The sequence below is a fragment of the Arthrobacter sp. YAF16 genome (assembly GCF_052113385.1).
Taxonomy (GTDB): Bacteria; Actinomycetota; Actinomycetes; order Actinomycetales; family Micrococcaceae; genus Arthrobacter.
This window is the reverse complement of sequence record NZ_JBFRDC010000001.1, coordinates 1,033,173-1,053,764: the sequence shown is the minus strand read 5'-3', so window position 1 is coordinate 1,053,764 and position 20,592 is coordinate 1,033,173. Positions and strand designations below refer to the sequence as shown.

Sequence of the window (20,592 nt, the reverse complement as noted above, 5' to 3'; positions counted from 1 at the left end):
CCGCCACTTCAACGCCGAAGCAAAGGATTGACCCATGGCTGAGCACTACATCCCGGACGATTTGCCCACCCGCATCCAGCACTACATCAACGGCGAGTTCGTCGACTCCGTCAGCGGCAAGACCTTCGATGTCCTGGACCCGGTGTCGAACGAAACCTACGCCACCGCGGCCGCCGGGCAGAAGGAGGACGTCGACCTCGCCGTCGCCGCCGCCCGCACGGCCTTCACCCAGGGTCCCTGGCCCCGGATGAAGCCGCGCGAACGCGCCCGCGTCCTGAACAAGATCGCCGACGCCGTCGAAGCCCAGGAGACCCGGCTGGCGCAGCTGGAGACCTTCGACACCGGCCTGCCGATCACCCAGGCCAAGGGCCAGGCGCTGCGGGCCGCGGAGAACTTCCGCTTCTTCGCCGACCTGATCGTGGCCCAGTTCGACGACGCCATGAAGGTCCCGGGCGCGCAGATCAACTACGTCAACCGCAAGCCGATCGGCGTCGCCGGCCTGATCACGCCGTGGAACACGCCGTTCATGCTCGAGTCCTGGAAGCTCGCACCGGCGCTGGCCACCGGCAACTGCGTGGTGCTCAAGCCGGCCGAATTCACACCGCTCTCCGCCTCGCTCTGGGCAAAGATCTTCAAGGACGCAGGCCTGCCCGACGGCGTCTTCAACCTGGTGAACGGCCTCGGCGAGGAAGCCGGCGACGCCCTGGTCAAGCACCCGGACGTGCCGCTGATTTCCTTTACCGGCGAAACCACCACCGGCAAGACGATCTTCCGCAACGCCGCGGAGAACCTCAAGGGCCTGTCGATGGAACTCGGCGGCAAGAGCCCGGCGATCATCTTCGACGACGCCGACCTCGACGCCGCGATCGACTCCACCCTCTTCGGCGTCTTCTCGCTCAACGGCGAGCGCTGCACGGCCGGCTCCCGGATCCTGGTCCAGCGCGGCATCTACGAGGAGTTCTGCGAGAAGTACGCCGCCCGCGCGAAGAACATCGTGGTCGGTGACCCGCACGACCCGAAAACCGAGGTCGGCGCGCTGGTGCACCCGGAGCACTACGAGAAGGTCGCCCGGTACGTGGAAATCGGCAAGTCCGAGGGCCGGCTGCTGGCCGGCGGCGGGCGTCCGGAGGGACTTCCGACCGGCAACTACATTGCCCCGACGGTGTTCGCCGACGTCGCCGCGGACGCCAGGATCTTCCAGGAGGAGATCTTCGGCCCGGTCGTGGCAATCACCCCGTTCGAGGACGACGCCGAGGCGCTGGCCCTGGCGAACAACACGAAGTACGGGCTGGCCGGCTACGTCTGGACCAACAACCTGACCCGGGCGCACAACTTCTCGCAGAACCTGGAGGCCGGCATGGTCTGGCTCAACAGCCACAACGTCCGGGACCTGCGCACCCCCTTCGGCGGCGTCAAGGCCTCCGGCCTGGGCCACGAGGGCGGCTACCGCTCCATCGATTTCTACACCGACCAGCAGGCCGTCCACATCACCCTGGGCAGCGTCCACACCCCGAAGTTTGGTGCCACGGCCCGCTGACGGCCCACCGCCTGTCTGCCACCCGCCACCGCACCCGCCAGCTCAAAGAGGAGTCACATCATGGCCAACGACATCATCACCCCCACGGTCCCCGCGCCGGACATTGTCCGCTGCGCCTACATGGACCTCGTGATCACCGACCTGGAAAAATCCCGGGCGTTCTACGTGGACCTGCTGGGCCTGCACGTCACCTATGAGGACGAGGACGCGATCTACCTTCGTTCCTTCGAGGAGTTCATCCACCACAACCTGGTGCTGCGCAAGGGCCCCGTGGCCGCCGCCGCCGCATTCGCCTACCGGGTCCGCACCCCCGAGGATGTGGACAAGGCCGAGGCCTACTTCGCCGAAATGGGCTGCCGCACGGAACGCCGCAAGGACGGCTTCGCCCGCGGGATCGGCGACGCGGTCCGGGTGGAGGACCCGCTGGGCTTCCCCTATGAGTTCTTCTACGAGGTGGAGCACGTGGAACGCCTCACCCAGCGCTACGACCTCTACAGCGCCGGCGAACTGGTCCGGCTGGACCACTTCAACCAGGTCACCCCCGACGTCCCGCGCGGCCGGAAGTACCTGGAGGACCTGGGCTTCCGGGTCTCCGAGGACATCAAGGACTCCGACGGCGTCACCTACGCGGCCTGGATGCACCGCAAGCAGACCGTGCACGACACCGCCCTCACCGGCGGCGACGGGCCGCGGATGCACCACATCGCCTTCTCCACCCACGAGAAGCACAACATCATCCAGATCTGCGACAAGATGGGCGCGCTGCGGATCTCGGACCGGATCGAGCGCGGACCCGGGCGGCACGGCGTGTCCAACGCCTTCTACCTCTACATCCTGGACCCCGACGGCCACCGCGTGGAGATCTACACCCAGGACTACTACACCGGCGATCCGGACAACCCCACGGTGACCTGGGACGTGCACGACAACCAGCGCCGCGACTGGTGGGGCAACCCCGTGGTCCCGAGCTGGTACACCGAGGCCTCCCTGGTCCTGGACCTCGACGGCAAGCCGCAGCCGCTCATGATCCGCACCGACAGCAGCGAAATGGCCGTCACCGTTGGCGCCGACGGTTTCGCCTACACCCGTGAACCAGGCGAGGAGCGCGGCTTCAAACTCGGCTCCCAGCTCTAGATCACCCAACTGACTCGCAGTCGTTGTCGTTTCAGCCCGCGAAACGACCACCCCTGCGAGTCAGTTGGGGTTATGCGGCCGCCCGGTTTCGGCGCTGGAGGACGACGGCGGCTGCCGCGCCGAGCAGGAACAGCGCCGCCGCGGCGCAGACCGGAACGAGGAACGCGGCCGAATAGCCGGAGTTCTGTGCCAGCTGGCCGGCGATGGAGGAGCCCAGCGCTGTGCCGGCGACAATGCCGCTGGCCAGCGCCGTCATCACCGTGCCAAGTTTCCCCTCCGGGGCCACGACGCCGCCGATCGCGAATACGGTGACCATCAGCGGACCCACCGGCAGGCCCAGGACCAGCAGCACCAGGATCATCGGCAGCGCCGTCGAGGGCAGGAGCAACAGGGCCGCGAGCCCGGTCATCAGCGCCGCGCAGGCCAGCCAGCGGGCGTTGACGCTGAACCGCCGCGGCCAGTACGCCACGGAGAGCGCCGCGGCAGCGGAGCTCAGGCCCATCACCGCGTAGAGCAGTCCGGCCAGCTCGGACGTGGCGAAGCTCGCCGAGAAGGAACTGAGGGAGGTCTGGGTCGAGCCGAAGAAGGTGCCCATGCAGACCATGGCCAGGACCGGCAGCCCGACGGCGGCGAAGGTTGCCGCGCGCTGCCCGGTGGTGAGGGCTCTCCGTTGCTGCCGGGCGGCGGCAGCGGCCGCGCGGCTCCGTGCCGGGGTGCGCGGCACCGCGCGGTGCGTCGGGTGCACGGCGAACGCGGGAACCAGGGTGAGGGTGAGCGCGGCGGCCAGCGCGAGCGGCAACCAGGGGCTGAGGAGGCTGGCGAGGATGCCCACCAGCGCCGGGCCCAGCACAAAGGTCAGCTCGTCGGCGGTGCTCTCATAGGACAGGGCCGTGTCCAGGTCTTCCGCGTGTCCGCCGCCGCGGGAGCTCAGCGCCATCCAGCGGACCCGTGCCAGCGGGCCGACCTGCGGGCAGCTGGCGCCCGCCACGAAAGCCGCGGCAAGCACCGGCACGGCGGCGGCCAGCTCCCGGCCGCCCGGGACCAGGTATGCGGCGAGGATCAGGGCGGTCACGGCGACCGCGTTGAAGACGGCGGAGAAGAGCAGGACGGGGCGCTGGCCCAGCCGGTCGGCGAGGGCGCCCAGCACCGGGGCCCCGAGTGCCGAGCCGATGCCGACGGCGCCGGCCGCGGCGCCGCCCACGGCATAGGAGTCGGTGACTGCGGTGACGAGGGTGAGGGCGCCGACGGTCAGCATGGCCAGCGGGAGACGGGCGAAAAGCCCAAGCGGGATGAAACTCCGGCCGGCGAGCAGGGGCAGCCGGGCAAAGCGGCCGCCGCTGCGGGCTGCCGCGGGCGCAGCGGAAAGGGACGTCGTGGAAGACGGTGAAGGGTTCATGATTCCGGGTTCGTTCGATAGTGCGCATCGTCCCTCCTCCCGATGCGCGCGACCCGGTAACCCTCCGATTATACCCGAGCCGGCGGGCCTCAGGCCGGGGTGTCGTCGGAGATGTGCAGGGTGGATCCGTTCCGGCCCTTGACCACCTGGAGCTGGGTGGTGATCCGCTGCTTCATTTCCGCGACGTGGCTCACGAGGCCCACGACCCGGCCGCCGTCGCGGAGCCCTTCGAGCGCGTCCATGACCTGTTCGAGGGACTGTTCGTCGAGGCTGCCGAAGCCCTCGTCCACGAAGAGGGTCTCAATGTCCACCCCGCCGGATTCCATTTGCACCACGTCCGCGAGGCCGAGGGCCAGGGCGAGCGACGCCATAAAGGACTCGCCGCCGGAGAGCGTGGCGGTGTCGCGGCGCTGGCCGGTCCACTGGTCCACGACTTCGAGGCCCAAACCGGATTTTTGCCCGCGGGCTGCCTTGGCGTCGGTGTGTTGCAGGGTGTAGCGGCCGTCGCTCATGCCGATCAGCCGCTCCGAGGCCGCAGCCGCCACCTGTTCCAACCTGGCCGCGAGCACGTAGCTGTTCAGGCTCATCCGGTAGTTGTTGTCTCCGCCGCCGCGGGCCGCCTCGGCCACGGCGGTCCACAGCGCTGCCCGATCCCGGGGCTCCCGGCCGGCAGCCGCGTGCTCCGCATACTCGGCGGAGATCCGGCCCAGGGTCTGCACCGACTTCCCGGCGAGCCCGGAGGCCAGTACAGCCTCCCGGGCCTTGCGTTCCGCCGACGCACACTCGGCCCGGAGCTGATCGAGAACGGCGCCGTCCACGGGGCCGTCCGCGGCCAGCTCCCGGGCGGCCAAGGCGAGTTCCTCACCGGCAAAGAGTTCCGTAAGCCGGGCGGCTTCGTCCTGCCCGGCACGGACGGCGGCCTCCAACCCGGCCGCATCCGGTGCCGGCAGGAGCACCGAACGGGCCGCGTCCGCCGACTCGAAGCCGGCGTCCGGGAGGGCCCGCTCAAGCTGGGCACGCGCATCGGTAGTCCGCGCGCGGGCCTGTTCAAGGCTGCCGGCGGCCGCGTCGGCGCGTTCGAGCAGGGCCGTCGTTCCGCGAACGGAGACGAGGCGCCTGCCGAGGCTCGCGTGCCCGGCGCGCAGGCCCGCCAAGGCGGTCTCAAGGCCCTCGACCTGTCCGAGGACCTCGCTGATGGTGGATTCGGTCTGGGCGATCCCGGAAGCGGCCGCCGTCCGGGCCTGTCCCGCGGCCAGGATCTCCTCGTCCAGCTCCGAACGCCGGGCCCGGTTGGCCGCCAGCTCTGCGGCGGCGCGGGTGGCTTCGGCCGACAGCTCTTTCGCCAGTGTGGCCTCTCTGCGGGCCACGTCAGGCTCGGTGTCGCCGCCCTGGGCTGCCAGCACGGCGAGGTCCTGCTGGGCTTCGCCGAGTTCACGCTCCAGCGCCGACAGCACAGCCTCGGCCGCCTCGGCGTCCTCCTGCGCGGTCTTTTCAGCCTCGGCGATGGCCAAGGCGGACGCCGCGGCCGGGGCGGGGGCGGGGTGCTCGGCGCTGCCGCAGACCGGGCACGGCTGGTCCGGGAGCAGCTGGGCCGCGAGTTCCGCGGCGGCATTGGCGAGCCGCTCTTCCCGGAGGTCCAGCCAGCGCTGCCGTCGGTCCTGGTGGCTGTCGCGGGCCACGCGGTGGCGGTCGGTGATCCGTGCGCAGTTCTCCGCGGCGGAAGCGTGGCGGGCCACGATGGCGACCAGCTCTTCCGCGGCGGCGGCTTCCTTGGTGCGCAACTGGACTTCGGCGGCAAGTTCTTCGAGCGGAGCCAGGGCAGCAAGGAGTTCGGCGGATTCGGCGCGCAGGGCGTCGAGGGTTGCGGCGCCGGATCGGCTGGCCGTGTGCAGTCCGTCCAGGGTGAGCTGCAGTTCGGCGCGGCGGCCGATCAGGACGGCAAGACGGTCCTCGTCCGGCAGCCGTTCCTCCAGGACGGCACGGAGGGAGCGCAGCCGGCCGAGCTCGCTCCGCAGCACTGATCCTTCGAGAAGCGGCTCGCCGGCCGGTCCGTCGGAACCCGGAGGCGCGGCAGGCAGCGCGGCCAGCTCCGGGTCGGTGAGCGCCGCGGCCCGCAGTTCCGCAGCCGCGCCGGCGGCGGCCGCGGCCGCGCGTTCCTCGGCCATCTCGGCACTGTCTACCGCCTGCAGCTGGCCGCCAAGCACTTCGGCTTTCCGGTGCTGTTCCAGTAATGCGGTCTTCTTCCGCAGCTCCGGGACTGCCGCTTCGGCGGCGGCGCGGCGGCGCTCGGCCGCCGCAAGCTTTGCCTGCCGCGCGGCGCGCGCCGCCGTGCCCTCGAGAAGGGCGGCCAACTCGGCGCCGACCCGCTCGGACTCGACCGCGGCGGCCTGGCGTTCCCCGGCGGCCGAGCCGGCGCTGGCCTCAAGCCAGGCCAGCAGCTGGTCGGCGTCGTCGCGGCGGGGTGCCCCGTCCAGCTCGACGCCCAGGCCCGCGGTTTCCGCTTCGGCCTGGGCCAGCAGCAGTTCGAGCTTGTTGTTGAGGCTTTCCACTTCGGTGCGGGCCGCGGCGGCGCGCCGCCCCAGTTCCTGTTCCACCGCTTCGAAGCGCTGGGTGCCGAAGAGGCTTTGGAGCAGCACCAGCCGGTCGGAGGCCTTGGAGCGCAGGAAGGCAGCGAAGTCGCCCTGGGGCAGCATCACCACCCGGGTGAACTGCTCCCGGTCCATGCCCAGCAGGGCGGTGATTTCCGCACCTGCCTCGTCGTTGCGGCCGGACTTTTCCAGCCACTCGCCGTCGATCCGTTCCCGCAGCAGGGTGTTGGCCTTCTGCTCGGTGAACCCGTTCTTGCCCCGGGCGCTGGGCTTGTTCCAGGCGGGCGTCCGGGAAACTTCGAAGTGCCTGCCCTGGGCGGAGAACTCGCAGGTGACTCGCGGCTCGGCGGCGGGGTCCGCGTGGTCGCTGCGCAGCCGCTTGCCCTCCTGCCGGGCGCCGGGCACGGAGCCGTAGAGGGCAAAGCAGATGGCGTCCAGGACGCTGGTCTTTCCCGCGCCGGTGGCGCCGTTGAGCAGGAAGAGACCGTGCGTGCTGAGCCGGTCGAAGTCGATGTGCTCCGTGCCGGCGAAGGGGCCGAACGCGGAAATTTCCAAGCGGTGGATCCTCACCGGGAAACCCCTTCCAGTCGGACGGCTTCGAGGGCTTCGGCCAGGACTCCGGACTCGGCCTCGTCGGCGGCGCGGCCGCGGACATGTTCCAGGAACCCGCAGCAGATCGAGAGGTCGTCCCCGGCCTGGGCCAGCCGGCTGCTGTAGCTGGTCTTGGCCGAGGCTTCGGCGCCCTCGGGGTCGAAGCCCAGGACGAGGGTGTCGGGAAAACGCGCCCGCAGCCGTTCCATGGCCTGGTTCGGGCGCTGCGCGTCGGTCAGCGTGATCTGGCAGTAGGCGCCTTCGGCCCAGGCGAACGCCTCGTCGGTGAGCAGCTCGTCCAGTTTGCCGCGCAACGTGGCGAGGCGGCGGGGCGCTTCCCACAGGACTTCCGTGACGGCGGTGACGCCGGTGGCGTCGACGTCGATCAGCCAGCCGCCCTTCTGGTGCTTCGCTTCGGAGAACGAGTAGGCCAGCGGTGAGCCCGAATAGCGGACGGCGGACGAGAGTGACTGCCGGCCGTGCAGGTGGCCCAGCGCGGTGTAGCTGAAGCCGTCGAAGAGGTCCAGCGGCACCGCGCCCACCCCGCCGATGCTCAGGTCCCGTTCACTGTCGGAGCTGATGCCGCCGCTGGCGAAGGTGTGGGCGAGCACCACCGAATGGACGGTCCGGGTCTTGGACCGGGCCGCGATGTCGGCGCGGACCAGCCCGGTGGCGGCGCGGGTCACCTCGAAGTGGCTGGCGGTCTCGACGCCCAGCTGCGCGGCGACCAGCCGCGGCTCCAGCCAGGGGATGCCGTAGATCGCCAGCACCGCCCCGTTGTCCTCGTCCGCGCCGGCGCCATTCGCCCCGGCGTCGTTCGAGAGCGGGAGCAGCAGCGGGGTGTCCAGCTCGGCAAGCCGGGTGCGCAGGTGCACTCCCCCGCGTTCGAGCAGGCGGGAGGCAAAGCCGAGCCGGATGGCCGAGTCGTGGTTGCCGCTGGTCAAAACCACCTTCGCCCCGGCGCCGCTCAGCCGCACCAGTGCGTCGTCGAGCAGGCCCACGACGTCGACGCCGGGCAGCGCACGGTCGTACACATCGCCCGCGATGAGGACGACGTCGACCGACTCTTCGCGGACGACGCCGACGAGTTGGTCGATAAAGGCGCGCTGGGCGTCAAGCATCCCGACGCCGTGGAACGACCGGCCCAGGTGCCAGTCCGAGGTGTGCAATAACCGCATGCCACTACGCTATCGGCTGCCACCGACACTATTGCGCACCGGCCCGGCGCCAGGGGTGACAGACGTTACAGGGTGCGCTTGTCGAAGAAGTCGCGGGCCTCATCCGCGGGCGTCGCGGAAGTCGCCGGCGCTGCCGGTACGGCGTCCCCCGCGTCGGCCGCGTTGTTGGGCTCGCCGGGCTCGTCAAGACTGTCGTCGTCGACGTCGGCATACCCGCTGGTCCGCTCCGGGCCGCCGGAAGCCGCGCCGGCCCGCACCGAGGTGCTCGCGAACCCCCGGAACACCAGCCCGGCAACCGCGGCGCCGACCAGCGGGGCCACCCAGAAGAGCCACAGCTGGCCCAGGGCGTCCGGGCTGCTGAAGAGCGCGGAAGCCGTGGCACGCGCCGGGTTGAAAGGGGCGTTCCCGATGCTCTGGCCCAGCTGCAGCAGCACGGCCATGCTCAGGCCGACGGCGAAAGGCGCAGCGGCCTTTGCCGGGTTGCGTCCCGCGGTGGTGCCGAGATAGACCGCCACCAGCAGGGCGGCACCGAGCACCTCGACCAGCAGTACACCGGCCATCGGAGCCTGGATGACCGAGCGGCTGTCAAAACCCGCCGCGACCGTGTCGAAGGCCGTCTGCGTGCCGTTGAGTTTGGGAACCGTGCGCAGCACGCCGAACAGCGTCAGCGCCCCGAGCACGGCGCCCACCAGCTGCGCGCCAAGGTAGGCGGCGGCGTCGAGCGGCCTGGTCCGGCCGGCGATCGCGTTGCCCACCGTGACCGCGGGGTTGAAATGGCCGCCGGACAGGTAGCCGAAGGCCAGCATGGCCGCCGTGAGGGCCAGGCCCGCCGCCAGCGAGGCGGACATCGGGTTGTACTGCGGAACGGCGAACAGCGGCACGCCCAGGCCCACCACCACGACGAACAGGGTCCCCAGTGCCTCGGCGGACAGCCGGGCGATGAGGCCCGGCTGTCGGTCATCGGGTACGAGGGCCGGCTGGGCGACGTCCGGCTCGGAGGCGTGCACTGGCTTGGTCATGGCGCGGAGTTCCTTTGGCTGGGGGTCATGGTCTGCTTGGAGTCTGCCAGCGGGGGCTGGGTGTTCGCTGGAGCCCCGCCGTGCCGGGCGGCGGCTACATCCCGAGCGCAATCGCCGCCACCGTACTCGCGGCGAGCGCCAGGACAGCCGCCGTCGCGCTGATCATCAGCGCCGCCGGGGCCGCGTCGGTGGAGCTGCGCAGCTGCCGGGAGCGCACCCGGACGCAGACAAAGAGGACCACCGTGGACCCGAGCGCCGCTGCGGCACACAGGCCGAGGGAGTCGAAGCGGCCGGCGGCCTGGTCCCCCGGGCCGGACAGCGCCCAGGTGCGCCAGATGAACAAATCCGCGACGACGAGGGCCAGCAGCGTCCGGCCCCAGGCCAAAGTCGTGCGTTCCGGCTGCAGCCCGGGGCCCTGCGGCGGAACGGTCACCGTGCGATCAAGATCAGGATGGCGATGGTGAGCGCGGCGATGGCGACGCCGACGGTCATGACCAGCATCAGCCCGGAGTAGGGCAACTCCCGGTTGTTGCGCATCGCGGCTTCCATTCGGCCCCAGCGGTGGTAGGCCAGCGCGGCCAGTCCGGCGCCGAGGACCGCCAGCACGACGCAGATGGCGATGCGCACCGGCCCCGGGGCGATGTTGGGCGCCAGCTGATCGATGGCGAGCGCGCCGGCGATCAGGGCCAGCGAGGTCCGGACCCAGGCCAGGAAGGTCCGCTCGTTGGCCAGCGTAAACCTGTAGTCGGGCGTGCTGCCGGTCTTCCGCCACGCTGGTTCGCGCATCACTCTCCCTTGTCCGTCCTTTGTCCGGGGCCGCGGCCATGACGAACCTGGCACCACCAGCACCCTACCCGGCTCAGCCGGGCGCCGCGTTCCCGTGCGGGCCGGGCACCGGGGTAAATTTGGAGGTATGAGCATTGAGCCCGGCAGCACCCCGGCGGCCGCCCCGGCGCCGTCCCATGAGTCCCGCATCCACGGCTGCCTGCTGGGCGGCGCGCTCGGGGATTCGCTGGGCTACGCCGTCGAATTCGCGAAAATCGACGAGATCCGCGCCACCTACGGCCCGGAAGGACTGCGGGACTTCACCGGGCTCGACGGCGTCAGCCACTTCTCCGACGACACCCAGATGACGCTGTACACGGTGGACGGCCTGCTGGAGGCACTCGAGTGGGCCAACTCGGGCGTTGCGGCGGACACGAATGCCTGCCTCTGGCTTGCCTACCTGCGCTGGCTCGGCAGCCAGGGCGAGGCACTCCCGGACTCCGCCCCCTTCCAGCCGCCGCGCTGGATAGACAGCCACGCTGTGCTCCGGCACCGCCGCGCCCCGGGCAATGCCTGCCTCAGCGGCCTCGCCACCGGGGAAATGGGCACCGTGTACCGGCCGGTCAACCCGGAGTCCAAGGGTTGCGGCACGGTGATGCGCTCGGCGCCGTTCGGACTCATCCCCTACGTCCCGGCGGACGCGGTCTACAAGATGAGTGCGGACGCGGCGTCGCTGACCCACGGGCACCCCGCGGCCCGGCAGAGCGCCGGCGTGTTCAGCCTGCTGATCCATGCGCTGGTCAGCGGCAAGGACCTGCATGAGGCGGCTGGCGCCGCGCTCTCGCAGCTCCAGGACGGCCCGCTGCCGAAGGGTGAGGAGCCCGATCCGGCCCTGGTCGACCGCTTGACGGCGTCCCTGCGCCTGGCCGCGGCGGCAGCGCCCGGGGCCGGACGCGGAGGTTCCGGGGGCCTGCTCGGCGCGGAGGAACTGGTGCGGGAACTGGGCGAAGGCTGGGTTGCCGAGGAGGCACTCGCCGTCGGCCTGTATGCCGTGCTGGCCACCGCACCGGCGACGACGGCGGCGGCCGCCAGCCCCGAGGAGCACTTCCGGGCAGCGATCGCTGTGGCGGTGAACCACAGCGGCGACAGCGATTCGACCGCCTCGATCGCCGGGAACATCCTGGGCGCGCACTACGGCGAGGAATGCCTGCCGGCGGACTGGCTGGCGGCCCTCGAGGCCCCCGACGTCATTCGGGGCATGGCCGCACGGCTGGCGGCGGTTACGGGCGCCTGAGCGAAATGTTGTTGCAGGCTTCGCAGACATCCTCGGGGATGAGTCCGCGGCGCTGCAGCAGCCCGAAGATCGCACAGCCGAGGCAGAAGCCGGCGAAGGCCTCCAGCGAGGCGGCGGCGATCAGGGCCACGAGCAGGACCCAGGCCACCGGCGCCAGGCCCGCGGCGAAAAGGATGGCAGCCGCCGTGGACAGGGCCGCTCCGATGCCTTGGGCGAAGCGCTTCGGTGGCCCGGGAACCAGCCGCTTCTTCCCCAGCAGCGGAGTCAGGACCTTCACCGAGAGCACGCCCAAGGGCGAAATCCGCGGCCCGAACAGCACCCGCAGCCAGAATCCGGCGGCGATGACCGCCAGCCCCCAGCCGGAGCCGGTCAGGAGCGTCACGAGGGACAGCAGCACCACGAGAGCCGCGGTAATCCGCGCGGAGTACTCGTTCACCGGATTGGGGAAGGCAAAGACCTTGGCCCAGTCGATTCCGCCGTGCCGGTCAGCGGCGGGAGCCTCTGCTGCGCGGGCGGGTGAAGAGATCAGTTTGCTCATCGTTCAAGGCTAGGAGCGGACCGATCCCGGGCGAAATGATTGTTGCGCCGTATGACCTAGCGCCTACGTCAGGGAGTGAACGTGGCCGCCCACCATCTGCAGGAACTCCCCCTCCGAGAGGACCTCGATCCGCTGGCCGCGGTCATGCAGTTCCAGGACCCGACGCGCCTTGCCGGTCAGCCGGCCCGAACGCAGGTCGGCCGCGACGAAGCCGTCCCCTACCACCAGCACCGTGGTGCGGGCGGTGACGCGGCTCTCGGGCCGGGCCCCCAGTTCGGCGGAGCGCAGTTTTGCCTCAGGCCGCGGAATCGCGAGTTCTCCGGTGAACACCACGGTCTGTCCGAACAGCGGGTGGTCCGGTTCGGCCCCGGCGTTGGGCACGGGGTTGGCGCCCTCGTCCGGCCAGCCGGGACGGAACGGCCGGGTGGCCGGAGCCGCGCCCTGTCCGGCGGCGAGCGCCTCGAGGGCGGACCTGGTGGCCTTGGAGAGCGGGTCGCGCCGCGGATCGAAGGCAGGCTGGCGGGACACGGCCAGCCCCAGCGAGAGGTACAGTTCCGCGATGCTGGCGGCGCCGTTGCGGGCCGCGATGTCGATCAGGATGCCGGCGCAGGCCCGGGCGTCCTCGGCGGCGTCGTGGTGGTTGAGCAACGGCACGCCGGCCTCCTCGGCGGCGTACGGCAGCGAGTTCGACACCAGCGAGTAGCAGCGCCGGGACAGCATCACGGTGCAGACGTAGTCGTAGGCGGGGCCGGGCAGCCCGGAGACCTCCAGCCCGGAACGGATCACGCCCAGGTCGAAGGCGGCGTTGTGGGCGGCCAGCACGTCGTCGCCAATGAAGGCACCGATCTCGGGGAACAGTTCACCGAAGCGCGGCAGGCCGGCGACCTGCTCGGGCCGGATGCCGTGGATGCGGACGTTGTGGTGGTCGAAGGCGTCGTGGTTCGCGGGCGGCCGCATCAGCCAGGAGGCCTCTTCGACGACGACGCCGCCGCGCACCTTGCTCAGGCCGACGGCGCACGGCGAACCGCGGAAGCCGTTCGCAGTCTCGAAGTCGATCGCTGTAAAGTCCAAACCCACGCTCCAACTTTAGCGCCGGAACCGGCTGCACCCGGTCAAGTACCCTAGATAGGTGAACCCTTACACCCTGCACGACTTCGCCGTGACCACCTTCGCAGGCGCCGGACCGGTCCAGCCGCACCTGGCCTCGTTCCTGCCCGACTGGCTTAACCCCCAGGTTTTCCTGGCCGACCCTGCCCTCGCGCCGTGGGTCGTGGTCCTGGTCTGCGGCATCATTTTCGCCGAAACCGGGCTGCTGATCGGCTTCTTCCTGCCCGGTGACTCGATGTTGTTCACCGCCGGGCTGCTCGTCGCGACGGACACCATCAAGTTCAACATCTGGGCGTTTGCCGCGCTGATCGTCGTTGCCGCGATCATCGGCAACCAGGCCGGCTACCTGATCGGTTCCAAAGCCGGTCCGGCCATCTTCAACAAGCCAGATTCCAAGCTGTTCAAGCGCGAGAACGTCGAGAGCGCCCACGCATTCTTCGAGAAGCACGGCGGCAAGGCGCTCATCCTGGCCCGTTTCGTCCCCATCATCCGGACCTTTGTCCCGGTGATCGTCGGCGTGGCCCAGATGAGCAAGCGCAAGTTCTTCATCTACAACGTGATCGGCGCCGTGCTGTGGGGCGGCGGCGTGACCCTGCTGGGCTACCTGCTGGGCGACAAGGTGCCGTGGGTCCGGGACAACTTGGACATCATCTTCATCGCGATCGTGCTGCTCTCGGTCATCCCGATCGGCATTGAAGTGATCCGTGGCCTCATCGCCAAGCGCCAGGCCGAAAAGTACGGCACCGGGCTGGTCGAGGAATTCATCGAGGAGCACGAACCCGAGGAAGAGCGCAAGACCCCGTAGCCCCCGGTTCTCCCCGGCCGCTGCGCTCCCCCGCCGCGGCCCAAAAGGATGGCGCCCCACAGTGTGGGGCGCCATCCTTTTACGTTGTCCAGCGCAGACGCTATCCAGCGCAGAGACGCTACCGGCCGGCCAGGGCCTCCACGATCGCCGGCAGCAGCGCCCGGAACGCATGGCCGCGGTGGCTGATCGCGTTTTTCTCCGCCGGGCTGAGTTCGGCGCAGCTGCGGTCCAGGCCGCTTGGCTGGAGCACCGGATCGTAGCCGAAGCCGCCCGCCCCGCGCGGTTCCCGCAGCAGCGTGCCTTCCAGCTGGCCGTACTCCACCACTTCGCGCGCTTCCTCGCCGGCCAGGCCAGGCACGGCGAGTGCCGCCGCGCAGACAAAGGCCGCGCCGCGGTATTCGTCAGGCACGTCGGAAAGCTGGTCCAGCAGCAGCTGCAGGTTCGCGGCGTCGTCCCCGTGCCGGCCTGCCCAGCGGGCGGAGAAGATGCCCGGGGCGCCGCCCAGGACGTCGACCGCCAGGCCTGAGTCATCGGCGATCGCGACGAGGCCCGTGGCCTCCGCCACCGCCCGGGCCTTGAGCAGCGAATTCTCCGCGAAGGTCACGCCGGTCTCGACGACGTCGGGGGCACCGACGGCGCCCGCGTCCACCACCTGCGTGTCGACGTCGAGTCCGGGCAGCTGGCCGCGCAGCAGTTCGCGCAGTTCCCGCAGTTTGCCCTGGTTGTGGGTCGCGAGTACCAGGACCGGCGGGTTCGGCTGGTTGCCTGACGGGGCGCCGCTCACGGGGCCTCGGCCAGGGTTTCGCGCTGGATGGCGGCGAGCTGCTCCGTGCCGAGCAGGGCCAGGTCCAGCAGCTTGTTGAGCTCGTCGCGGTCGAATGGCGCGCCCTCGGCGGTGCCTTGGACCTCGACGAACTTGCCCGATCCCGTGACCACGACGTTCATGTCGGTCTCGGCGCGGACATCCTCCACGTACGGCAGGTCCAGCATCGGCACGCCGTCGATGATGCCCACCGAGACGGCCGCGATGGTGTCCACCAGCGGCTGGGCGTTGCGGGCGATCAGCTTGTTCTCGCGTGCATAGCGGATGGCTTCGGCGAGGGCGACGTATGCGCCGGTGATGGCGGCCGTGCGGGTGCCGCCGTCCGCCTGCAGGACATCGCAGTCCAGCACGATGGTGTTTTCGCCGAGGGCCTTGGTGTCGATGATGGAGCGCAGCGAGCGGCCGATCAGGCGGGAAATCTCGTGCGTGCGGCCGCCGATCTTGCCCTTGACGGACTCGCGGGCGGAGCGGGTGTTGGTGGCCCGCGGCAGCATGGCGTATTCGGCGGTGACCCAGCCGCGGCCCTCGCCCTTGAGCCAGCGCGGCACGCCCTCGGTCAGCGACGCCGTGCAGAGCACCCGGGTGTTGCCGAACTCGATCAGGGCGGAACCTTCGGCCTGCTTGGACCAGCCACGGGTGATGCTGATCGGGCGGAGCTGGTCGGGCGTGCGGCCATCGGCGCGGATGACGGGGGCAGTAAGGGCTTCGGAAGTCATGCCTTCCAGCATATCGACTTGGCGGTGCGCGCCGCCCACGGCGTCAGTTCAGACGGTGTAGTGCACGCCCGCGACGGCGACGGCCACGTGCTGGCCGAAGACCTCCTTGGCCTCCGCCATCACCTTTGTCGGGGAGGTCCAGACCGGGATGTGGGTCAGCAGTAGCCTGCGCGCCCCGGCAGCCACGGCCGCTTCGCCGGCTCGCTTGCCGGTCAGGTGCACATCCTTGATGCCGTCGTCGCGGCCTTCCTCGAACGCTGCCTCACAGAGGAACAGGTCCGCGTCCCGGGCCGCGTCCTCGAGGCCGCCGCAGGAGTCGGTGTCCCCCGAGTAGCCCAGCACCCGGGTAACCGGGGTGCCGTCCTTGTCCGGTTCGGTGACCTCCACCCGCAGGGCGTAGGCCTCCTCGACCGGGTGGTTCACCGCGAACGGGGTCACGGTGAACGGGCCCATGGTCACGGGCTTGCGCTCGGACCAGTTGCTGAAGTCGAACTCCTCGTGCATGCCCGGGTCCAGATCCAGGCCGTAGGCCGTGGCCATCCGGTCCGCAGTGGCGGCGGGCCCCCAGACGGGGATCCGGCCGCGTCCCCAGCCGCCCGGCTTCCAGCGAACCGCGACGTGCAGCCCGCACAGGTCCATGCAGTGGTCCGGGTGCAGGTGCGTCAGGAAGATCCCGTCGATGTCCTCAAGGTCGGTGTACCGCTGGATGGCGCCAAGTGCTCCGCTGCCCAGGTCCAGCACAATCTTCCAGCTCCGCTCGCCGTCGTGCGCGGTCAGCAGGTAGCACGACGCCGGCGAGCCGGGTCCGGGAAAGGACCCGGTGCAGCCCACGATGGTCAGCTTCACAGGCCGGACCTCCGGAGGCCGGTCAGCGGCGGCGCGTCGGAGGCGACAAAATCGGTGGAGACGAAGTTGGAGATCCGTGGCCGGCCGGCGCCGGCCTGCGCGGCGGCGATCATTTCCGGGGTGATCCGGGCGAGGCTGCCGGTGGGGTACTGCGCGGCCACGTGGTCCACGTGGCGGACGCTGAGGACCTCGGGGCCGAGGAAACGGCGGGCGAGGTGCTCGAACTGCGCGGCGTCGCCGGTGGCGATGAAGTTGTACTCCGGGGCGGTCGTGCCGGTGCGCTCGAGGCCGCGCGAAGCGAGCGCACGGTACACGTCTTTGGCGGTTTCTTCCGCGCTGGAGACGAGCGTGACGTCCTCACCGAGGACGAAGGAGATCACACCGGTAAGCAGCGGGTAGTGGGTGCAGCCCAGCACCACGGTGTCCACGCCTGCCGCCGTGAGCGGGGCCAGGTATTCGCGGGCGACGGCGAGCAGTTCCGGCCCGGTGGTGATGCCGGCCTCCACGTAGGAGACGAAGGCCGGGCAGGCCACCGAGGTGATGTCCAGGTCCGGTGCTGCCGCAAAGGTGTCCTCGTAGGCGCGGGAGCCCACCGTGGCCGAGGTGCCGATCACGCCGATCCGGCCGTTGCGGGTGGCCGCGACCGCACGACGGACGGCCGGCTGGATCACTTCGATCACCGGGATCCCGTAGCGGGCGGTGTACCGTTCTCGCGCGTCGCGGAGCACGGCGGCGGACGCCGAGTTGCAGGCGATGGTGAGCAGCTTGACGCCGGAATCGACCAGTTCGTCCATCACGCCGAGCGCATTGGCGCGGACCTCGGCGATGGGCAGCGGACCGTACGGCCCGTGGGCGGTGTCACCGACGTACAGGATGGATTCGTTGGGCAGCTGGTCGATGATGGACCGTGCCACCGTGAGGCCGCCGACGCCGGAATCGAAGACGCCGATCGGGCGCTCCCCCGGCCGGGCATCCCCGGTGCTGCCCGCTGCGGTCTCCGCCGCAGCTTCCGCTGCCGGATCCGTGCTCGATGCTGAAGTCATGATTATTCGAGGATAGGGCTTTGCCATAGGCGCGGCCATCACATTGTGTCGAGCGACTCGTGTCTAATGGGTCACAGGGCCTAGGCTTCGAGCGAGGCCAGCATCGCCTGGACCAGGGACTCCTGCAGCCAGGTAGTGAAGTTGTAGACCAGGGCCAGGTAGCTTTCGACGTCCTCAGCCTGCGACCAGTCCTGCATCCGGTGGACGTGCTCGGCGTCAGCGTCGTCCCGGATGTCGAGCCGCTCGGCGAGCACCAGCCGGACGTCGTTGAGCGCGGTGGACCAGTGCCGGGCGTCCGCGGGCGTCAGCACCAGCTCGTCCTTGTCCAGGCCAAGGGCTGCAGCCTTCAACGCGCCGATCTTGCTCTCCCGCAGCGAACGCTCGGTGTACCGGCGGAACTCCAGGGAGGCCTTGTCATCGTCCTTCATGACATTGGGCAGCAGCCGGCGCAGGGCGCGGTCCGACGGCTCGCGGGCTTCTGTGTCCAGCCCGACGAGCGCCGCCAGCGGATCCTGGTTGGCCCGTTCCTCCGGCTCCAGCATGGAAACGACGTCGTCGAAAAGACTGCGCAGCAGGTCCCGCTCGGCCGGCTCCAGGTAGCCCGTGATGCCCTTGAGTCCGTACTTGAACGCCTTAGCCACGTTTTCCCTTGCCCTTGCCTGATCCGTTGCCGCCGTGGCCGCTGCTGGCCTTCTCCACGGTGGCCCACAGGCCGTAGCCGTGCATCGCCACCGCGTGCTGCTCGACCTGCTCCTTGCTGCCGTGCGCCACGATGGAGCGGCCCTTTTTATGGACCTCCAGCATGAGTTTGTTGGCCTTCGCCTCGGAATAGCCGAAGTAGCTGCGGAAGACGTAGCTCACGTAGCTCATCAGGTTTACCGGATCATTCCAGATCACGAGGTTCCAAGGGATGTCCGGGGCGGTCAGGACGTCGGTCGACGACGCCGTTCCGGTCTGGGTGCTCTCCTGGGTGTCAGGGCCGAGCGCAACACTGAGGGTCATCTGTCCATTCTATGGGGAGGCTGGGCCCACACCGGCGAGGGCCCCGCGGCGAAGCGAAGCGAGACGTGGGAGCCGGTGGCTGGGCCCACACCGGCGAGGGCCCCGCGGCGAAGCGAAGCGAGACGTGGGAGCCGGTGGGGACTAGAGTGAATTTGTGAGCACCTCAGCTGGCTGGGACCATCCCCGCACGTCCCTGTACACCGACCACTACGAGCTGACCATGCTGCAGGCCGCCCTGCATTCCGGCGCCGCCCACCGCAAGTCGGTGTTCGAAGCCTTCGCGCGGCGACTGCCGGACGGCCGGCGCTACGGGATCGTGGCGGGCACCGGCCGGCTGCTGGAGGGGATCGCGGACTTCCGCTTCGGCGACGCCGAGATCGACTTCCTGCGCCGGACCAAGGTGGTCAACGAGGAAACCCTGGAGTACCTGGCCAATTTCTCCTTCTCGGGCGACATCTGGGGCTACGCCGAGGGCGAAGCATATTTCCCCAACTCCCCCATTCTGATCGTCGAATCCACCTTCGCCGAGGCCTGCATCCTCGAAACGTACATCCTCTCGATCCTCAACCACGACAGCGCCATCGCGTCCGCGGCCTCCCGCATGATCACGGCCGCTGGCACCCGGCCCTGCGTCGAAATGGGCTCCCGCCGGACGCAGGAGGAATCCGCCGTCGCGGCCGCACGCGCCGCCGTGATCGCCGGCTTCGACAGCACCTCAAACCTCGAGGCCGGCCGGCGCTACGGGATCAAGACGGTGGGCACCGCCGCCCACTCCTTCACCCTGCTGCACGACACCGAGCGCGAGGCTTTTGAGGCGCAGATCGCCTCGATGGGTGCCGGCACCGCGCTGCTCGTGGACACCTACGACGTCGAAGCGGCCGTCCGGACCGCCGTCGAACTGGCCGGCGACAAGCTGGGCGCGGTCCGGCTGGATTCCGGCGACCTCGTGGCGCAGGCGCAGTGGGTCCGGCAGCTGCTCGACCAGCTGGGCAACGAGAACACCCGGATCATCGTCACCTCGGACCTCGACGAATTCGCCATTGCCGCACTCCAGTCCGCCCCGGTGGACTCCTACGGCGTCGGCACCTCGCTGGTGACCGGCTCCGGCGCTCCGACGGCGAGCATGGTCTACAAGCTGGTCAGCCGCACCGACGACTCCGGCGCGTTCGTTCCGGTAGCCAAGGCGGCCAAGAACAAGACCAGCAAGGGCGGGCGCAAATACGCGCTGCGCAGGCTCAACGAGCGCGGCACCGCCAGCCAGGAAATCGTCGGCATCGGGCACCACCCGGACGACGACGGCAACGACCGGCAGCTGTTGCAGCAGTTCATCAAGAACGGCGAGCTGCTGCCCGGCTGGACCGGGCCCGAGGGCGTCGTTCGGGCGCGGCAGCGCCACGCCGACAGCATGAAGGAGCTCCCGGCCGTGGTCAACCGGCTCCAGCGCGGCGAAGCAGCCATCCCCACCATCTACGAGGAGGACTGAATGTCACGTGCCTTGATCATCGTTGACGTGCAGAACGATTTCTGCGAGGGCGGGGCGCTCCCGGTCGAGGGCGGAGCGGCCCTGGCGGCCGAGATCAGCGAATACGTCGACGCCCACCACGGGCAGTTCGACCACGTCGTGGCCACCCAGGACTGGCACATCGAGCCGGGCGCGCACTTCTCGGAGCAGCCCGACTTTGTCGACAGCTGGCCGCCGCACTGTGTCGCGGGCACCCGCGGCGCGGAGCTGCACCCGGACCTGGACACCGAATACATCCAGGCCTACTTCCGCAAGGGACAGTTCACCGCGGCCTACTCGGGCTTCGAGGGGCTGCTGGCCCCGGACGACGCCGTCCCCACCGGCGACCGTGCGCCCGGTTCGCTGCCGATGGGCGGCGCCGTCGACGCCGGTGCCGCAGCCGGCAGTGATCTCGCCGCTGGCGAGGATGCCATCGGCCTGGACGACTGGCTGCAGAGCCACGACGTCGAGGAAGTGGTGGTCGTGGGCATCGCCACCGACCACTGTGTGAAGGCCACCGCCCTGGACGCCGTCCAGGCCGGCTACTCCGTCACCGTGCCGCGCGGGCTCACGGTGGGGATCGCCGAGGATCTCGACGACGCCTTCGCCGAGATGGAGTTCGGCGGCGTCGACATCGCCTGAGCTCGTCGCCGCCTCGAGCCGCACAGTAGACTCGAAATCCTTGCCAGTAACGTCGGACCCGTAAATT

20 protein-coding genes are annotated in these 20,592 nt (G+C 70.1%); 6 read left to right on the top strand and 14 right to left on the bottom strand.

Going from position 1 to position 20,592, the window contains the following annotated elements:
- Positions 1–34 precede the first annotated feature (34 nt).
- Positions 35–1,537, top strand: a complete 1,503-nt coding sequence (gene hpaE, locus AB4Y91_RS04965; RefSeq protein ID WP_441417390.1) for a 5-carboxymethyl-2-hydroxymuconate semialdehyde dehydrogenase — start codon at positions 35–37, stop codon at positions 1,535–1,537.
- A gap of 60 nt (positions 1,538–1,597) precedes the next feature.
- Positions 1,598–2,671, top strand: a complete 1,074-nt coding sequence (gene hpaD, locus AB4Y91_RS04960; RefSeq protein ID WP_441417389.1) for a 3,4-dihydroxyphenylacetate 2,3-dioxygenase — start codon at positions 1,598–1,600, stop codon at positions 2,669–2,671.
- Positions 2,672–2,741: 70 nt separating this feature from the next.
- On the opposite strand, the gene AB4Y91_RS04955 is transcribed toward hpaD, so the two are convergent.
- From AB4Y91_RS04955 to AB4Y91_RS04930, 6 genes are all read right to left on the bottom strand, one after another.
- Positions 2,742–4,067 carry an MFS transporter gene (locus tag AB4Y91_RS04955; protein WP_441417388.1) on the bottom strand — a complete coding sequence of 442 codons (1,326 nt, stop codon included), beginning with the start codon at positions 4,065–4,067 and terminating at the stop codon, positions 2,742–2,744.
- 89 nt (positions 4,068–4,156) lie between these two features.
- Positions 4,157–7,225 carry an AAA family ATPase gene (locus AB4Y91_RS04950; protein WP_441417387.1) on the bottom strand — a complete coding sequence of 1,023 codons (3,069 nt, stop codon included), beginning with the start codon at positions 7,223–7,225 and terminating at the stop codon, positions 4,157–4,159.
- Positions 7,222–8,424: an exonuclease SbcCD subunit D gene (locus AB4Y91_RS04945; protein WP_441417386.1), complete on the bottom strand. Its 1,203-nt coding sequence runs from the start codon at positions 8,422–8,424 to the stop codon at positions 7,222–7,224. Before AB4Y91_RS04945 ends, AB4Y91_RS04950 begins: the two co-directional genes overlap by 4 nt.
- 65 nt (positions 8,425–8,489) lie before the next feature.
- The gene (locus tag AB4Y91_RS04940; protein ID WP_441417385.1) at positions 8,490–9,443 is read right to left on the bottom strand and encodes an MIP/aquaporin family protein; all 954 of its coding nucleotides are present in this window, start codon (positions 9,441–9,443) and stop codon (positions 8,490–8,492) included.
- Positions 9,444–9,537: 94 nt separating this feature from the next.
- Entirely contained in the window at positions 9,538–9,876 is a 339-nt protein-coding gene (locus tag AB4Y91_RS04935; RefSeq protein ID WP_441417384.1) for a DUF202 domain-containing protein, read from the bottom strand.
- Positions 9,873–10,229 carry a YidH family protein gene (locus tag AB4Y91_RS04930; RefSeq protein WP_441417383.1) on the bottom strand — a complete coding sequence of 119 codons (357 nt, stop codon included), beginning with the start codon at positions 10,227–10,229 and terminating at the stop codon, positions 9,873–9,875. Before AB4Y91_RS04930 ends, AB4Y91_RS04935 begins: the two co-directional genes overlap by 4 nt.
- Positions 10,230–10,356: 127 nt before the next feature.
- Here AB4Y91_RS04930 and AB4Y91_RS04925 point away from each other — a divergent pair, with 127 nt between their 5' ends.
- A complete protein-coding gene (locus AB4Y91_RS04925; RefSeq protein WP_441417382.1) occupies positions 10,357–11,502 on the top strand; it encodes an ADP-ribosylglycohydrolase family protein in 1,146 nt (381 codons plus the stop codon).
- On the opposite strand, the gene AB4Y91_RS04920 is transcribed toward AB4Y91_RS04925, so the two are convergent.
- Positions 11,489–12,040: a DUF4395 domain-containing protein gene (locus AB4Y91_RS04920; protein ID WP_441417381.1), complete on the bottom strand. Its 552-nt coding sequence runs from the start codon at positions 12,038–12,040 to the stop codon at positions 11,489–11,491. The genes AB4Y91_RS04925 and AB4Y91_RS04920 overlap by 14 nt on opposite strands.
- A 63-nt stretch (positions 12,041–12,103) precedes the next feature.
- Entirely contained in the window at positions 12,104–13,117 is a 1,014-nt protein-coding gene (locus AB4Y91_RS04915) for an exonuclease domain-containing protein (protein WP_441417380.1), read from the bottom strand.
- A gap of 67 nt (positions 13,118–13,184) precedes the next feature.
- On the opposite strand from AB4Y91_RS04915, the gene AB4Y91_RS04910 reads away from it, so the two are divergent.
- A complete protein-coding gene (locus tag AB4Y91_RS04910) occupies positions 13,185–13,952 on the top strand; it encodes a VTT domain-containing protein (protein WP_441417860.1) in 768 nt (255 codons plus the stop codon).
- Positions 13,953–14,070: 118 nt separating this feature from the next.
- Here AB4Y91_RS04910 and rdgB read toward each other — a convergent pair whose 3' ends face one another.
- The 6 genes from rdgB to clpS are packed head-to-tail and all read right to left on the bottom strand — an operon-like array spanning position 14,071 to position 18,382.
- Complete coding sequence (gene rdgB, locus AB4Y91_RS04905) at positions 14,071–14,736, bottom strand: RdgB/HAM1 family non-canonical purine NTP pyrophosphatase (protein ID WP_441417379.1); 666 nt, start codon at positions 14,734–14,736, stop codon at positions 14,071–14,073.
- Positions 14,733–15,491: a ribonuclease PH gene (gene rph, locus AB4Y91_RS04900; RefSeq protein WP_138768925.1), complete on the bottom strand. Its 759-nt coding sequence runs from the start codon at positions 15,489–15,491 to the stop codon at positions 14,733–14,735. Before rph ends, rdgB begins: the two co-directional genes overlap by 4 nt.
- A 48-nt stretch (positions 15,492–15,539) precedes the next feature.
- Positions 15,540–16,337 carry an MBL fold metallo-hydrolase gene (locus AB4Y91_RS04895; RefSeq protein ID WP_441417378.1) on the bottom strand — a complete coding sequence of 266 codons (798 nt, stop codon included), beginning with the start codon at positions 16,335–16,337 and terminating at the stop codon, positions 15,540–15,542.
- Positions 16,334–17,419: a glutamate racemase gene (murI, locus tag AB4Y91_RS04890; protein WP_441417377.1), complete on the bottom strand. Its 1,086-nt coding sequence runs from the start codon at positions 17,417–17,419 to the stop codon at positions 16,334–16,336. The genes AB4Y91_RS04895 and murI overlap by 4 nt, the downstream gene beginning before the upstream one ends.
- Before the next feature lie 41 nt (positions 17,420–17,460).
- Positions 17,461–18,021 carry a DUF2017 domain-containing protein gene (locus AB4Y91_RS04885; protein WP_441417376.1) on the bottom strand — a complete coding sequence of 187 codons (561 nt, stop codon included), beginning with the start codon at positions 18,019–18,021 and terminating at the stop codon, positions 17,461–17,463.
- Positions 18,014–18,382, bottom strand: coding sequence for an ATP-dependent Clp protease adapter ClpS (gene clpS / locus AB4Y91_RS04880; RefSeq protein ID WP_175322893.1), 369 nt, complete (start codon positions 18,380–18,382; stop codon positions 18,014–18,016). The genes AB4Y91_RS04885 and clpS overlap by 8 nt, the downstream gene beginning before the upstream one ends.
- 154 nt (positions 18,383–18,536) lie before the next feature.
- Between clpS and AB4Y91_RS04875 the strand changes: the two genes are divergently transcribed.
- Both AB4Y91_RS04875 and AB4Y91_RS04870 read left to right on the top strand, forming a co-directional pair.
- Positions 18,537–19,865, top strand: coding sequence for a nicotinate phosphoribosyltransferase (locus tag AB4Y91_RS04875; RefSeq protein WP_441417375.1), 1,329 nt, complete (start codon positions 18,537–18,539; stop codon positions 19,863–19,865).
- Positions 19,866–20,525 (top strand): isochorismatase family protein, encoded by a 660-nt coding sequence (locus AB4Y91_RS04870; RefSeq protein ID WP_441417374.1) that lies wholly within the window; start codon positions 19,866–19,868, stop codon positions 20,523–20,525.
- Positions 20,526–20,592: the final 67 nt, after the last annotated feature.